The following is a 14,080-nucleotide window of genomic DNA, read 5'->3' as shown; positions in this document are numbered from 1 at the left end:
ACTCTAATTATAAATTATTTACGTTCTTCAGTCGGTAAACCAACCCAATAGGTACCTGATGGCTCAATGGCCAGAAACTCTTTATATAAGGTTTCCATGGTTTTCTGCGTATCAATATCTTTAAATTGTTCAGGATAGAACCATTTACCAAACTCTTGAATCGCCAGAACATTATAAGGAGAGTTATAGAAACTGTGCCAAATAGCGTAAGTCTTACCCTCTTTTACTGCGGGTAACGTATCAATTCCTTTGCGTTTTAATACGCTGTTTAAACTATCACGAGCAACCTGATAAGGTACGTCTGCGCCCAGTTTAACCCCAGGACCTTTCGCATCAGTGGCGCGAGCACCGCTGGCAATATAAACATCAGGATTGGTAGCTATAATTTTTTCAAGGTTAACCGTGCCTAATGCACCCGGTAATAAACCTTTAGCAATATTAATGCCGCCAGCCTGATCGATGAAGTCCCCCATATTACCGTTACCGGCAGTACCACAGCAGTCTTCCGCAGTACCGGCTTTCAGCTCGATAAAGACTTTAGGTTTCTTATCTTCAGGAATATTTTTGGTTACGTCGGTAATTTTCGCCACGTTATCCTGATAAAACTGGATATAACGTTCAGCCTGCTGCTCTCTGTGCAGTGCTTTACCTAAAATACGCATGCTTGGCACGGTATTTTTCAACGGCGCAGTACGGAAATCAATAAACACAACGGGCACACCCGCTTTTTCCAACTGGGTCACCAATTCACTATTACGGCCAGGCCCATGACCTGACAAGCCGAAAATGGCCACGTCCGGTTTTAGCGTCAATACTTTTTCCGGACTGATACTTTCAGCCGTTGTGTTGCCAATCAGTGGAATTTTATCAATTTCAGGAAATTTGGCTTTATAAGCCGCGTAGGTATGAGGATCAAGCTTACGAAAATCACCTTGCCAACCAGCAATACGCGCCAATGGCTTATCGCCTTCTAATAGTGCAACGGCGTAAATCAGACGCCCTTCACCCAGCAAAATCCTATCGACTTTCTTTGGTAATTCAACCTTGCGGTCTGCAATATCGGTAATCGTTTCAGCCCATGCGCCTGCACTTAACAGCAGTGAACTACCTAACAATAAGGATACGCCGAAATGTTTGGTCAACGAACGCTTAAGTTGCCTCATAATGATGTCTCTTCCCTACGGGTTTAAAGAATGCAAACAATAATGCAAAAGAGAACGATTATCAATAACAAACACAATAAAAGCGACAAAATATAGAGCTTGATCGTTAAGCAGGAAGGGATTTTGATACAATCGAGGAGGTTATTTAATGCTAAAAACAACAAACCGGAAATGGCTGCGATCGACATCACGCCCATTTCCGGTCTTAAGAACTAAAACGACATCAACAAAAAACTATTCAGCTACGCTCTTTTTAGGTGCATAGGTCGCAATATATTGCTGTGCTAATTTTTTGGAAGAAGCGTATTTACCCACTTTGCTCAGAGAAGGTACTAACCTTTTCATCACCATCTTAGCGGTTTCTGCTATCTCAGCATTACCATATTCAGCAACAGTGGCATACCAGGCATAAGCTAACTCATCGTTCTTATTAATGCCCCGGCCTAAATAATAAGAACCAGCCAGATTAAACTGAGCTTCCGTAATACCCTGATTAGCAGCTTTGGAATACCAATAAACCGCCCGCTCAGCATTTTTCTTCACGCCTTCGCCATGAGTATAAGCAGCACCCAGATTATTTTGAGATTTAGCGATACCTTTTTCAGCGGCCAATCGATCCCAATGGATGGATTGTTCAAGGTTATATGCCGTTCCCTTACCATTTAAATAGAAGGAAGCGACCTGCCCCTGTGCATGGGCATTGCCCTTCTCAGCGGCTTTCTTATACCAAACGAACGCTTCAGCATAATCTGGTAGCAGATTCATACCGTTAACATACATATCACCCAGTTTAACCTGAGCATCAACATCGCCGTTATTCGCTGCATCTTTCAGCCACTGTATGGCTTTTTGCTTATCACCAGACGCTAAAAAAATCTCACCCATCTGACGCTGAGCCTGCTGATTTCCCGCATTCCCTTGATTTTGCAATTGAGAGAGATATTGCTGTAACCCTCCCAGCATATCCTGCCGAGAAACGTCGATCGGCTGACCAAACGAAGAGTCTTCTCCCAGCTCCTGTTTTTTGGTCGCTACACAGCCAGACAAGATCAGAGATAAAATCCCCAATACCAGCGCATAGTGACAGCCTTTAATCCGCATAACGGTTATTTCCTATCAGCTTGCTGTAACAATAAGGTAAAGATCTGGTTGTCAATTAATTGGCAGCTACGGGCAAGCTTTGCCTGATAAACGCTATCCATAACGTTAACCATATCTGGTGAAAGCGTGGCGCGCATTGACAGGTATTTGGTCGCGGATTGCATATCCGCATCCATTACCATTTTGTTTTCATTGTAGCTATTCCAGTCCAGCTTTTTTAATGCTTCAAGTCTGGTCATGCATCCCTGAAAACGTTGACTATAGGCCGACTGTTCACTCACAGCCGCTGCCTGAGGAACTTTCTTCTTTTGCAAATTCGCACAACCGCTGGCACTAACAATCGCAACTCCCAACGTGGCCAACATCAATGTTCTTTTCATCAATCTGTTACCTTAAATAAATTGATTGCAGTTTTATGAATTATAATTAAATAGCAATGCACAAACCAAGATCTATCACATACTATGTGAGCAATGAATTGAATATGACTAACAAATCTCAGCTCATGTTGAGCGTTAAATAACGGTAAAACGGCTATCTAAAGCAATTCTCACTCAATACTTTGCCTAGTTTAATATAACACCGCCAAAAGAGATACGATTAAAAAGGCTCTGAAGATTACGGATATTCAGATCGTTAAATTAAACCAGCCCAGATAGCGAATGCTTATTTGCTTAATAATTATTCATCCCGCCGATTAAACGAAAAAGCGGCATATAAAATGCCGCTCTGTTCTCAGGATAATGACGCTTATTCCTTAGTAATCTGATCGCCAGGAAAATCCATCTCTTTATACTTAACAAATTTGGTTCGCTTAGCAATTTTATAACCAAACCAAATCGCTAAAAATAGCGGTATACCAATATAAGTGGCCGCAACCCCTGCCCAGTCAATATTATCTTCCAGGAATGCCTGATAGTTTTGCCCAAGGGTAATAATCAAGCACAGTACGAAAGCAAAAATAGGACCCAGCGGGAAGAAACCTGAACGATAAGGCAAGTCACTCAAAGAACGCCCCTGAGCAATATATCCTCTGCGGAAACGGTAATGACTAATGGCAATACCCAACCAAGCAATAAATCCGGTCATACCCGAGGTATTCAACAACCATAAATAGACTTGCTGATTACCAAACATTGAAGTCAGGAAACAAAGTCCAGCAACAACGGTGGTGGCAATCAGTGCATTACGCGGTACACCACCGGATGAGAGTTTGGCAAAAATCTTCGGTGCTTTACCTTCCGCGGCCAGCGCATACAACATGCGTGTTGATGCATACATACCGGAGTTACCAGCAGACAGCACCGAGGTTAAAATCACCGCATTCATTATCGCAGCAGCGGATAACAGACCGGCATGCTGGAACACCAGGGTAAACGGACTCACGCTGATATCAGTTTCATCATTGCGCAATAGGCTAGGATCGGTATAAGGAATTAATACGCTGACAATCAAAATGGCAAAGATATAAAACAGCAGAATACGCCAGAACACCTGACGCACAGCACGAGGAATATTTTTTCCTGGATCCGCTGACTCACCGGCGGCAATACCAATCAGTTCCGTTCCCTGAAATGAGAAACCCACGATCATCGCTACCCCAATCATGGCGGAGAAACCGCCGGAGAATGGCGCATCACCAATCGTCCAGTTATGCCAACCTGACTCTGGCCCACCTTTCATGATGCCAAAAATCATTAAGATACCGAGCCCAATAAAAATGATCACCGTGACCACTTTAATCAGCGCAAACCAAAATTCAGCTTCACCAAATCCTTTAACTGAAATGTAATTCAGTAAGAATATTATGGATAAAAACAGCGCACTCCAGATCCAAGTGGGCAACCCAAACGGCGGTTCCGGAAACCAGTATTGCATCACCAACTGCGCAGCAACCAAGTCAACCGCTACTGTTACCGCCCAGTTATACCAATAGTTCCATCCCAGTGCGAAACCAAAACCCGGTTCAACATATTTAGCGCCATAGGTAGAAAACGAGCCGGAAACCGGCATATAGGCAGCCAGTTCACCCAAGCTGGTCATCAAAAAATAGACCATTAGACCAATCAGTGCATAAGATAACAGCGCGCCACCCGGTCCAGCCTTCGCAATAGTTGCACCGGATGCCACAAACAAACCAGTACCAATCGAACCGCCAACGGCAATCATAGTTAAATGCCGAGCTTTCAATACCCGGCGCAATCCCGGTGCTTGTTTGCCCTGTGAACTCTTAGTCTCTACCGATGCCATTCGTAACCTATCTGTCTACACATAAAAAGAGCGCGATTGTAACAAAGGATAGGTTTACCGATAACCGATAACCTCTCAATATTAGATTCGTTCATAATTAAACAAATATTATTAGCAAAACCCTATAATGTTACTTTTTATTGTCGGTTACTCTGGACGCTGAATTTCATTCAGCACCTCAGTAGAAAAATCACAGTAGGTTAAAAAACGCCGTAAACTGGCGGAAATGTGCTTTTGACGATGATAAATCAGGTACAGCGTGCGCTTCAACGGAGCAAATGGAATGGTTAACTCAACCAGAGAACCACTTGCAAGCTGTTCTTCTACCACTCTGCGGGACAGACAGCTAATACCAATACCATGCCGTACCGCATGTTTTATGGCTTCAGAATTACCCAGTTCCAAAATGGGCCGTGCTTTGGGTAAGTGTGACATCAAGCTATGCTCTAGAACGTCACGCGTACCCGACCCTGTTTCTCGTAATATCCACGGTGCATTGGCCAAGTCTTCAATAGAAATGGAGCCTTTGGTTAAAGGGTGACCTGCGGCGGCAAACACCACCAGCTCATCACTCAGCCATGGGCGAGAAATTAGATCCGGACTGTGGCAAGGGCCTTCGATTAATCCTAAATCTACCCGAAAATCTGTCGCCGCCTGAATCACATCACGGCTATTACCGACGATCAACTCTAATGGCGTATGAGGAAAGTCCTGACGATAGTGAGCAAGAATTTCAGGCAGCATATAATTGCCAATAGTGGTACTGGCACCAATTCTTAGGGCACCACTATGTTTATCAAATAGTTGTTCTACTTCCTGAGCCTGCTCCAATAGTATCAACGCCTTTGGGTACAGTAGCCGACCATTTTCATTCACCACCAAACGCTTACCCACCCGATCAAATAGAGAAGCATTTAGTTGCCCTTCCAAATCGGCAAGAGCAGCACTAACCGCTGATTGAGACAATGACAATGCGGATGAAGCCTGAGTGGTCGATCCACTTTTCAACACGCTGACAAATATTTCAAGCTGACGCAAAGTAATATGCATGTTCTGTTCCTTACCACTTATAGCGATAGGTTATAAATATATAATCAATTTCTCTTTTATAGCTAATTACTTTATTTTGTAGACCTATCTCAGTTACTCAGGCCGTTTTGACTTATGCCACAAACCAACAATCAGACTACCGCAGAACATACTCCACCAAAACTTATTATTCGGTTATTACCGGGCCTACTGCTTACTGGTGCTATTACCGGACTGTCTATTTACGCAGCAAACCAACCCGCCATTGCACAGCTTGGTCTTAGTGCCCTGACGCTGGCCATTGTTATCGGTATGGTACTGGGTAATGTGGTATATCCTTCCATTGCATCGAGTTGTGATGCCGGTGTCCATCTGGCCAAACAAAAACTCTTGCGTTTAGGCATCATCCTGTATGGTTTTCGCCTTACTTTTCAGCAAATCGCTGATGTTGGCGTCAGCGGTATTATTATTGATGCCTTAACGCTGATTTCAACCTTCTTCTTAGCCTATTGGTTAGGAATGCGTATTTTCAAAATGGATAAACAGACCACCATTTTGATTGGTGCCGGCAGCAGTATTTGCGGTGCTGCTGCGGTAATGGCTGCCGACCCGGTGGTTAAAGCTGAATCAAGTAAAGTGGCGGTTGCCGTAGCTACCGTGGTCATCTTCGGTACCATCGCCATGTTTCTTTATCCATGGCTCTATCAACTGGACATGCAATACCATTTGTTAGGCTTTTCTGACAATGAGTTCGGTATTTATATTGGCTCAACTATTCATGAAGTTGCTCAGGTTGTGGCCGCCGGACGTGCCATCTCTGATGATGCCGGAAATAGTGCAGTTATTGTAAAAATGATTCGCGTTATGATGCTAGCTCCCTTTCTACTAATACTCTCCAGCTATATAAGCCGAGGAGAACAAGCGACACAACTGGGCAGTGGTGAAATACAGAAATCACCCATCGTCATTCCATGGTTTGCAGTATTTTTTATCATGGTTGCGGGATTCAACTCACTAAACTGGTTACCTCATGCCGTTGTTAGTGCTCTGGTCTATATTGATACCATTATGCTATCCATGGCGATGGCCGCTTTAGGCCTGACAACTCACGTTAGCGCCATTCGACAGGCGGGTATCAAACCCATGTTACTGGCTTCTATCTTATTTATCTGGCTTATTGCCGGCGGTGCCTTAATCAACATGGCCATTCTTCATTTTGGTATCTAAACTCACCTGATTCTCCTGCTGTTAAGGTTAAAGATTTGTTAATAGGTGTCACAGGGTAAAATGTGAGATAATCAAAGCCGATAACACAGGAGAATAAATATGAAGTTTGTTGGTGCGCACGTTAGTGCATCCGGTGGGGTAGATCAGGCAGTGATCCGCGCTCATGAGTTAGAAGCTACAGCGTTTGCATTATTTACTAAAAATCAACGCCAATGGCGGGCTGCACCGCTAACGGAAGAAGTGATTAGCGCTTTCCGCCATGCCTGTGAAAAATACCACTATGAAGCCAAACAGATTTTACCCCACGATAGCTACCTGATTAATCTTGGTCATCCCGTAGAAGAGGCGCTACAAAAATCTCGTGAAGCTTTTATTGATGAAATGGAACGTTGCCAGCAGTTGGGTTTAACGCTACTGAATTTCCATCCGGGCAGTCATCTGCTACAAATCGATGAAGATGAATGCTTGGCTAAAATCGCTGAATCAATCAACATTGCCTTAGATAAAACCCAAACTGTCACGGCAGTCATTGAGAATACCGCCGGTCAAGGAAGTAATCTGGGGTTCAAATTCGAACATCTGGCGGCAATTATTGACGGTGTGGAAGATAAAAGCCGAGTTGGCGTTTGTATTGATACCTGTCACGCCTTTGCCGCTGGTTACGACCTTCGTACTGAAGAAGCTTGTGATAAAACCTTTGCCGATTTTGACAGAATTGTCGGTTTTCAATACCTACGCGGTATGCATTTAAACGATGCTAAAAGTGAATTCGGTAGTCGAGTCGACCGCCATAATAGTTTGGGTGAAGGCAATATTGGTAAAACGCCATTCAGCTATATTATGCGCGATAGTCGCTTTGATAATATTCCGCTGATATTAGAAACCACTAATCCTGATATTTGGAAAGATGAAATCGCTTGGCTAAAGAGCCAACAGAAAGTGACAGAAACGGCATAATCAGCCAGTCCGCCAATCAAAAAGCCACTGATTTTATCCAGTGGCTTTTTAATACTCTGAATCTATCAACCATTAGTTAAAGGGCTTTAACTCAACTTTCGACATCATCGATGCCAGTTGCATCCGATCTTTAATGCCGACGTTGCTCTGACTAACAGCCAAGACCGCCACCGCAGTGGCCAAACGCAATGTATGTTCGCTGGATTCACGCATCAGCAAACCATAAATCAGGCCACCTACCATCGAATCACCGGCACCGACGGTGCTGACAACTTCACAAGTTGGCGGTTTCGCTAACCAAGCACCGGAGGCATTAACCCATAACGCCCCTTCGACACCAAGGGAGATCACCACATGGGCAATACCATCTTCACGCAACGCATGAGCCGCTTCCACCACATCTTCCAGTGTTGGTAATGGACGCCCCATCCAAATCTCCAGCTCGCGTCGATTAGGCTTAACTAACCACGGAGAGGCTTTCAAACCGGCAGAAAATGCTTCCCGACTACTATCAAAAATAATGCACGGACACTGGCTACGTAGTTGGCGCATCCAGTCGCTAAATGATTCGGGATCAACACCGGCAGGTAGACTACCGCTGACGGCAACCATATCAAACTGCCCTAACCACGACAGGGAGTCCGCCATAAAGCGCTGCCAATCAGCCGGACTCACTTCAAAACCTGAAAAATTAAAGTCAGTCACATCATTATTTGCTTCAGTCAACTTCACGTTAATTCGGGTGCGCCCCGGAACAACCTGAAAGCGGTTGGCAATACCCAGTTCACTGAATAACTGCTGAAAACCATCCTGATTATCTTTTCCTAAAAAACCACCGACGGTGACATCAATACCTAAGTCTTTTAATACCTTAGCGACATTGATTCCCTTACCGGCCGCATGTAACCCTGCCGTTCTCACTAAATTAACATCACCCAAAGCAATATTTGGGCAATAGCCAACTAAGTCATAAGCAGGATTTAAGGTTATTGTCGCTACACGTCTGTTCATCGATCTCTTCTTTCATCTGTCAAATCTGTCAGCCACCACCGTTTAAAAAGCAAAAAACGCTGATGCGTTCCCCTGTTTATCTTTGGTGGATCGTTTCAGGTGATTCTAGCGTGATTTTTGTGCAATTGCTCGACTATTACCTGAATATTTGATTTTGATAGAGGAAATTTACCGTTCGATTAACAAGGTGTGGTTAATATTTCTAGTTCTCGCAGATAATCCAGTGCTTCATCCCGGTTATTCAAGCACATATCAAGACAGGGCTTTAACTGAGCACACACTTTAGGTCGTTCAGGATGATGAAAAATATTGCAGCGGAAATTCTGATCTAAATGGATACACGGAACATCAGCAGGTTTACCGTCAGGCATGCCGGGAATAGGACTGGATATTGATAATCCGATACAACATGCACCACAACCAGAACGACATTCCATGGAACATTTTCCGTAATAACAAGAGCAGGCGGTGACCATAGCAGTCCTGCATCATAATAACCAGTGGTTACTAATAGACAGGTTAAAATAGCTAACCCACCGCGAACAAACCGGTTTAATTATCGCTATCGACAAACAAAAATTTGTTTACAAAAACCGGCATCCGCGTATCATCCCACTAGTACAATACAACATCCAATCAGGAAAGCATTAACATGTCCCAAACCCAGCCTTTTAAGCGCCCTTCTGTCTTCGGTGGCGCGATGATCATTGCCGGTACTGCCGTTGGCGCAGGAATGTTCTCGATTCCTATTGTTACCTCTGGCGTTTGGTTCAGTGGCTCGACACTTATGCTTATCTATACTTGGTTTTGCATGTTTATGTCCGGGTTAATGTTGTTGGAAGCTAACCTCAATTACGCGATGGGCTCTAGCTTTCATACGATGGTGAAGAGCCTGTTAGGCAATCTGTGGAACACCATCAATGGCTTGTCCGTCGCCTTTGTGCTTTATATTTTGACCTATGCCTATATTTCAGCCGGTGGCTCGATTATCAGCCATACCTTAACGTCGGTCTTACCGATTAATCAGACCATGGCCGGGCTGATATTCGCGATCTTAGTCGCATTTATCGTTTGGTTATCCACCAAAGCCGTTGACCGAATTAATAGCATTCTTATTGGCGGTATGGTGATTACTTTCGTTTTTTCCGTTAGCGATATGTTTACGCAAGTTCAGCCAGACGTGCTATTCAATCGGAATGAAAGCCATGCTGAATATCTGCCTTATGCGCTGGCAGCCTTACCTTATTTATTAGCTTCATTTGGTTATCACGGTAATGTGCCGGGCCTGGTGAAATATTACGGCCAACATACCCAGTCAGTGGTTCGTAGTCTGTTGTTTGGTACCTTAATTGCGTTGGTGATTTATTTACTGTGGCAGTTCGTTATTCAGGGAAACATCCCTCGTTCAGCCTTTAAACAGGTAATTTCTGAAGGCGGTAATATCGGGAATCTTCTGGCACAGTTGGATAATGGCACCGTAACCCCAATTGTAAAACAACTGCTTAACGCTTTCTCTTATATGGCATTAGCCAGTTCATTTTTGGGTGTATCCCTGGGTTTACTCGACTATATTGCTGATTTCTTCAAGTTTGAAGATACCTCCAGCGGCCGGACAAAATCGGCGTTAGTGACCTTTGTTCCACCGACTCTGGCCGCATTATTCTTTCCTGATGGCTTTCTCTATGCCATTGGCTTTGCGGGTTTAGCCGCGACCATCTGGGCAGTCATTGTGCCTGCCATGTTGGCGCGTTCAAGCCGTAAGCGGTTCCCAGCAGCGAAATATCATGCCCCTGGAGGCAATTTCATGATCTATTTCGTTATTCTGTTCGGCGTGATAAACATCATTGCCCACATTAGTTCAATGCTTAACCTGCTGCCCGTCTATAAATAACCCACTCAGGCATCAGACGTTTTGCTCAGTTCTGATGCCTCAACCACCTCCATCGACTGTTTATGACTTTTATTTGTTTGCTGACATCTTTTTTCTTGCCAGTTTTCCTGCTCACGAGTAATTTGTCGCCAATCATTCTAATCAGTGAAAAACAGGTCACTTTATATGCCAAGAGCAAATGAAATAAAACGCGGTATGGCGGTTAACTACAATGGAAAAATGTTGTTAGTGCGCGATATCGAAGTCCAGAGCCCAAGCGCCCGCGGTGCAAGTACACTCTATAAAATGCGTTTCTCGGATATTCGTACCGGACTTAAAGTAGAAGAACGCTTTAAAGGTGACGACATTATCGATGAAATCAACCTGAGCCGTCGTCAGGTGACATTTTCCTATATTGATGGTGATGAATATGTCTTTATGGATGATGAAGACTATACCCCGTACATCTTCAAAAAAGAGCAAATTGAAGAAGAGCTGTTATTCATTCCTGAGGGTGGCATTCCTGGTATTCAGGTATTGACCGTAGAAGGTCAAGTCATTGCGCTTGAATTACCGCAAACCGTCGATATGGAAATTATTGAAACGGCACCCGGCATTAAAGGCGCCTCAGCCAGTGCCCGTAATAAACCGGCAACGATGAGCACAGGTTTGACGATTCAAGTGCCTGAATATCTGGAATCCGGCGAAAGAATTCGAATTCATATCCCAGAACGTCGTTATATGAGCCGTGCAGATTAATAACCTATAAAAACGCCCTGTCTGCAACGACAGGGCGATTCTTGATAATTCCAGCTATTTATAGGTAACTTCGGTTATGCCCAGCCCTTTCGCTTTATCTAACCAGTAAAAATGGACATTCGAAGAATGATCGACAGAAGCCATCTCTACATTATCCCGCGTTTTACTGATCGCCATCTGGCTTGTCACGACCTTATTACCTTTTGCACAAGTTTGGGTAATACCTGTATCGTTAGTTGAAAATTGGCACCCGGTGTCTACTACAACACCATAAAATGTAATTCGACCAGTATTATCTGCGTAAGTCACTGATAACGGTACAATCCATGTAATAAGTAATAAAAGCGCTTTCGCACAGAACGAGGTTTGATATTTCATAATGAATATCTCCACCAGTATACTTATTAACAAACGAACCTTTAGCAGTCACTCCTATATAACTCGTTGTTACCCCATATCCCTTCGATGCCAAAGAACCTAGTAAGATATAGCGGCTATTAATAACCAAACTTAAGTAAGCCATCCAAAAGGAACCAATCACCATCGTGTTTAGTCACCTTTTATTACTAAGTTATAGTTTGCTATTGCAATAAATTCAGCCCTCATCCGTAAAGTAACGTAAATATTTATTACTCAGAATGGCATCGCCTCATAAAGCACAATACAAATAGGTAATTAACAATCATTCGCTTATTCTTTCCACCTTATCTATAATTCCGGGCGTTGTTTAGCCCTGATGGAGAGCCTGATTCATGACCAATGTAAACTTAATTACCGGATTTCTCGGCAGTGGGAAAACAACAACCATCCAACACTTACTGAACCAAAAACCGGAACATGAAAACTGGGCTATTTTGGTTAACGAATTTGGTGAAATTGGTATTGATGGTGCACTGTTAGCCAATCAAGGTGCGGTCCTGAAAGAAATTCCCGGCGGTTGTATGTGCTGCGTGAATGGGTTACCAATGCAGGTTGGTTTGAATATGCTGCTAAAACAGGCCAAACCCGATCGATTACTGATAGAACCTACAGGTTTGGGCCACCCAAAACAGATATTAACCATGTTAACTTCTGAAGTTTATCAACCATTGCTCAATCTTCAGGCCACGCTATGCCTGCTCGATGCCCGACAATTATCAGAAGAGCGCTATCAGGAAAACGAAAATTTCCGCGATCAATTGGCCGCAGCCGATATTATTTTAGTTAATAAATGCGATACCTATAGCGTAGAAAATAAAAACACCTTTATGCAATGGTATGAAAACAATGGGCTTAATCGGCCATTTCACTATATTGAGCAGGGGAATATTGCGGCGGAATTACTCAATAGCCCACGCCTTAATATTCAGGCATTACCAGACGGTAACCACCATCACTCACCTCGCCCAAACGGTCTGGCCGCGCTTCAACTACAAAATAATAAGGGTTGGCGTCGCGCCCTTAATCAGGGCCAGGGTTATACCAGTTGCGGATGGATCTTTGATGCAGAAACCTGCTTTTCAACAGCAGCGCTGCTGGATTGGGTCAGACTTTCTCCGGTTGATCGCGTAAAGGGTGTAATGCGTATTCCGGAAGGAACAATTGTCTTTAATCGCCAAGGTTTCGATCTTAAGATCGAGACCCAGCCAGTGGCTCCAGTCGACAGCCGGGTTGAATTAATTCACAGCGCTGATGCTGCATGGAACGATTTGCAAAACGCACTGTTAAAAGCCCGTGTTAATATAGAGTAACTCACCGGAGCTCCGGAAAGGGTAATTATTTGTTAATTTTAAAAGGTATTTCAATGAGCTTTCGCCAACTTCCTGCGATTCTATTACTCAATATATTTGGCATAGGTTTATTCCTTTCCTGGTATTTACCCGAAAACCATGGTTTTTGGTATCCAATAGATTCCACCATTTTTTACTACTTTAATGCCCATCTGGCGGATAACTCAGGGTTTCTAAAGCTGGTAGCAATCACTAATAATCGAGCGTTCGATGGCGTTTCCCTACTCGCTATGGGCATTCTGTTTCTACACTTTTTCCTTAAGCAAGATGCAACAGGAAAACGCAGAATGATTATTATGGGTGTGGTTATGCTACTTACTGCGGTTATTCTTAACCAATCTGGACGACTTTTTCCGATTGAACGCCCCAGCCCAACGCTGACCTTCAGCGGAATTAATCGAGTAAGTGAATTAACGGGTATCCCAACTAAAGACGCTTCCCGAGATAGCTTCCCTGGCGATCATGGGCTAATGCTGATGATTTTCGCTGGATTTATGCTGCGTTATTTTACTCGCTGGTCATTTTGCATAGCCGTAGTGTACGTCGTTGTCTTTTCCTTACCACGCATTATGATTGGCTCCCATTGGTTTACCGATATTTATGTGGGTGCACTCAGTATGGTCTGCATCGTATTGAGCTGGTGGCTACTCACCCCGGCTTGTGATGCTGTTATCGATGGAATCAATCGACTTATTCCAGGTAAACACAGGCCTGTAAAGTAATTATCGCAACAGGCCGGTTCTGTTTTTAATACCGGCCTTAGCTCACAAAACAGCCAAAAAAATCGTTTTGTAACACTTTTAAAGTAAAAAAAATCTCGCAATCGCGCTTTTAATCAAGTAGTCTCCCAACGTTTGTGCGCATTAATTGCGGATAAGAGCATAGTTGAGAGGTTAATTTTCTCTGGTGTCATGCTCAAGTATAAGTGTTTGATGTTTCCATAT

Annotated in this window: 14 protein-coding genes; 6 read left to right on the top strand and 8 right to left on the bottom strand. The window is 43.7% G+C overall.

The window, feature by feature from the left end:
* Positions 1-14 precede the first annotated feature (14 nt).
* The 5 genes from BMZ28_RS09805 to yieE form a co-directional block, all read right to left on the bottom strand.
* Entirely contained in the window at positions 15-1,163 is a 1,149-nt protein-coding gene (locus BMZ28_RS09805; RefSeq protein WP_047781409.1) for an ABC transporter substrate-binding protein, read from the bottom strand.
* Positions 1,164-1,397: 234 nt separating this feature from the next.
* Entirely contained in the window at positions 1,398-2,264 is an 867-nt protein-coding gene (locus tag BMZ28_RS09800) for a tetratricopeptide repeat protein (protein ID WP_053007622.1), read from the bottom strand.
* 5 nt (positions 2,265-2,269) lie between these two features.
* Positions 2,270-2,644 (bottom strand): YuaE family lipoprotein, encoded by a 375-nt coding sequence (locus BMZ28_RS09795; RefSeq protein ID WP_074822789.1) that lies wholly within the window; start codon positions 2,642-2,644, stop codon positions 2,270-2,272.
* Positions 2,645-3,014: 370 nt separating this feature from the next.
* A complete protein-coding gene (locus BMZ28_RS09790) occupies positions 3,015-4,514 on the bottom strand; it encodes an amino acid permease (protein ID WP_074822787.1) in 1,500 nt (499 codons plus the stop codon).
* A 147-nt stretch (positions 4,515-4,661) separates the two neighbouring features.
* Positions 4,662-5,564 (bottom strand): DNA-binding transcriptional regulator YeiE, encoded by a 903-nt coding sequence (yieE, locus tag BMZ28_RS09785; protein ID WP_047781412.1) that lies wholly within the window; start codon positions 5,562-5,564, stop codon positions 4,662-4,664.
* Positions 5,565-5,678: 114 nt separating this feature from the next.
* Between yieE and BMZ28_RS09780 the strand changes: the two genes are divergently transcribed.
* Together BMZ28_RS09780 and nfo are read left to right on the top strand one after the other, a co-directional pair.
* Complete coding sequence (locus BMZ28_RS09780) at positions 5,679-6,770, top strand: YeiH family protein (RefSeq protein ID WP_074822784.1); 1,092 nt, start codon at positions 5,679-5,681, stop codon at positions 6,768-6,770.
* A gap of 99 nt (positions 6,771-6,869) precedes the next feature.
* Positions 6,870-7,727: a deoxyribonuclease IV gene (nfo, locus tag BMZ28_RS09775; protein ID WP_047781414.1), complete on the top strand. Its 858-nt coding sequence runs from the start codon at positions 6,870-6,872 to the stop codon at positions 7,725-7,727.
* Between the two features lie 72 nt (positions 7,728-7,799).
* Here nfo and fruK read toward each other — a convergent pair whose 3' ends face one another.
* Together fruK and BMZ28_RS09765 are read right to left on the bottom strand one after the other, a co-directional pair.
* Positions 7,800-8,738 carry a 1-phosphofructokinase gene (gene fruK, locus BMZ28_RS09770; RefSeq protein ID WP_047781415.1) on the bottom strand — a complete coding sequence of 313 codons (939 nt, stop codon included), beginning with the start codon at positions 8,736-8,738 and terminating at the stop codon, positions 7,800-7,802.
* A 179-nt stretch (positions 8,739-8,917) separates the two neighbouring features.
* A complete protein-coding gene (locus BMZ28_RS09765) occupies positions 8,918-9,175 on the bottom strand; it encodes a YkgJ family cysteine cluster protein (RefSeq protein WP_074822781.1) in 258 nt (85 codons plus the stop codon).
* A 215-nt stretch (positions 9,176-9,390) separates the two neighbouring features.
* Between BMZ28_RS09765 and mtr the strand changes: the two genes are divergently transcribed.
* The gene (mtr, locus tag BMZ28_RS09760) at positions 9,391-10,629 is read left to right on the top strand and encodes a tryptophan permease (protein WP_074822778.1); all 1,239 of its coding nucleotides are present in this window, start codon (positions 9,391-9,393) and stop codon (positions 10,627-10,629) included.
* 165 nt (positions 10,630-10,794) lie between these two features.
* Entirely contained in the window at positions 10,795-11,367 is a 573-nt protein-coding gene (yeiP, locus tag BMZ28_RS09755) for an elongation factor P-like protein YeiP (RefSeq protein WP_047781417.1), read from the top strand.
* Between the two features lie 54 nt (positions 11,368-11,421).
* On the opposite strand, the gene BMZ28_RS09750 is transcribed toward yeiP, so the two are convergent.
* On the bottom strand, positions 11,422-11,745 hold the full coding sequence (locus BMZ28_RS09750) for a YmdA family protein (protein WP_047781418.1): 324 nt from the start codon (positions 11,743-11,745) through the stop codon (positions 11,422-11,424).
* A 374-nt stretch (positions 11,746-12,119) separates the two neighbouring features.
* Between BMZ28_RS09750 and BMZ28_RS09745 the strand changes: the two genes are divergently transcribed.
* Both BMZ28_RS09745 and BMZ28_RS09740 read left to right on the top strand, forming a co-directional pair.
* Positions 12,120-13,097, top strand: a complete 978-nt coding sequence (locus BMZ28_RS09745; RefSeq protein WP_074822775.1) for a CobW family GTP-binding protein — start codon at positions 12,120-12,122, stop codon at positions 13,095-13,097.
* Positions 13,098-13,150: 53 nt separating this feature from the next.
* A complete protein-coding gene (locus BMZ28_RS09740; protein ID WP_047781420.1) occupies positions 13,151-13,858 on the top strand; it encodes a phosphatase PAP2 family protein in 708 nt (235 codons plus the stop codon).
* The last annotated feature ends 222 nt before the right edge of the window (positions 13,859-14,080 follow it).

Origin of the sequence: Pragia fontium DSM 5563 = ATCC 49100, from assembly GCF_900112475.1 — a bacterium.
GTDB classification, from domain to species: Bacteria; Pseudomonadota; Gammaproteobacteria; order Enterobacterales; family Enterobacteriaceae; genus Pragia; species Pragia fontium.
Note: the sequence above shows the minus strand (reverse complement) of the source record. Positions and strands in the feature narration are given on the sequence as shown.

Bases quoted from the DNA above. Each gene is read 5' to 3' on its own strand.
- BMZ28_RS09790 (WP_074822787.1), bottom strand. From the start codon at position 4,514: ATGGCATCGGTAGAGACTAAGAGTTCACAGGGCAAACAAGCACCGGGA.
- BMZ28_RS09740 (WP_047781420.1), top strand. From the start codon at position 13,151: ATGAGCTTTCGCCAACTTCCTGCGATTCTATTACTCAATATATTTGGC.
- fruK (WP_047781415.1), bottom strand. From the start codon at position 8,738: ATGAACAGACGTGTAGCGACAATAACCTTAAATCCTGCTTATGACTTA.
- BMZ28_RS09780 (WP_074822784.1), top strand. From the start codon at position 5,679: ATGCCACAAACCAACAATCAGACTACCGCAGAACATACTCCACCAAAA.
- BMZ28_RS09800 (WP_053007622.1), bottom strand. From the start codon at position 2,264: ATGCGGATTAAAGGCTGTCACTATGCGCTGGTATTGGGGATTTTATCT.
- yieE (WP_047781412.1), bottom strand. From the start codon at position 5,564: ATGCATATTACTTTGCGTCAGCTTGAAATATTTGTCAGCGTGTTGAAA.
- BMZ28_RS09745 (WP_074822775.1), top strand. From the start codon at position 12,120: ATGACCAATGTAAACTTAATTACCGGATTTCTCGGCAGTGGGAAAACA.
- yeiP (WP_047781417.1), top strand. From the start codon at position 10,795: ATGCCAAGAGCAAATGAAATAAAACGCGGTATGGCGGTTAACTACAAT.
- mtr (WP_074822778.1), top strand. From the start codon at position 9,391: ATGTCCCAAACCCAGCCTTTTAAGCGCCCTTCTGTCTTCGGTGGCGCG.
- BMZ28_RS09765 (WP_074822781.1), bottom strand. From the start codon at position 9,175: ATGGAATGTCGTTCTGGTTGTGGTGCATGTTGTATCGGATTATCAATA.
- nfo (WP_047781414.1), top strand. From the start codon at position 6,870: ATGAAGTTTGTTGGTGCGCACGTTAGTGCATCCGGTGGGGTAGATCAG.
- BMZ28_RS09805 (WP_047781409.1), bottom strand. From the start codon at position 1,163: ATGAGGCAACTTAAGCGTTCGTTGACCAAACATTTCGGCGTATCCTTA.
- BMZ28_RS09795 (WP_074822789.1), bottom strand. From the start codon at position 2,644: ATGAAAAGAACATTGATGTTGGCCACGTTGGGAGTTGCGATTGTTAGT.
- BMZ28_RS09750 (WP_047781418.1), bottom strand. From the start codon at position 11,745: ATGAAATATCAAACCTCGTTCTGTGCGAAAGCGCTTTTATTACTTATT.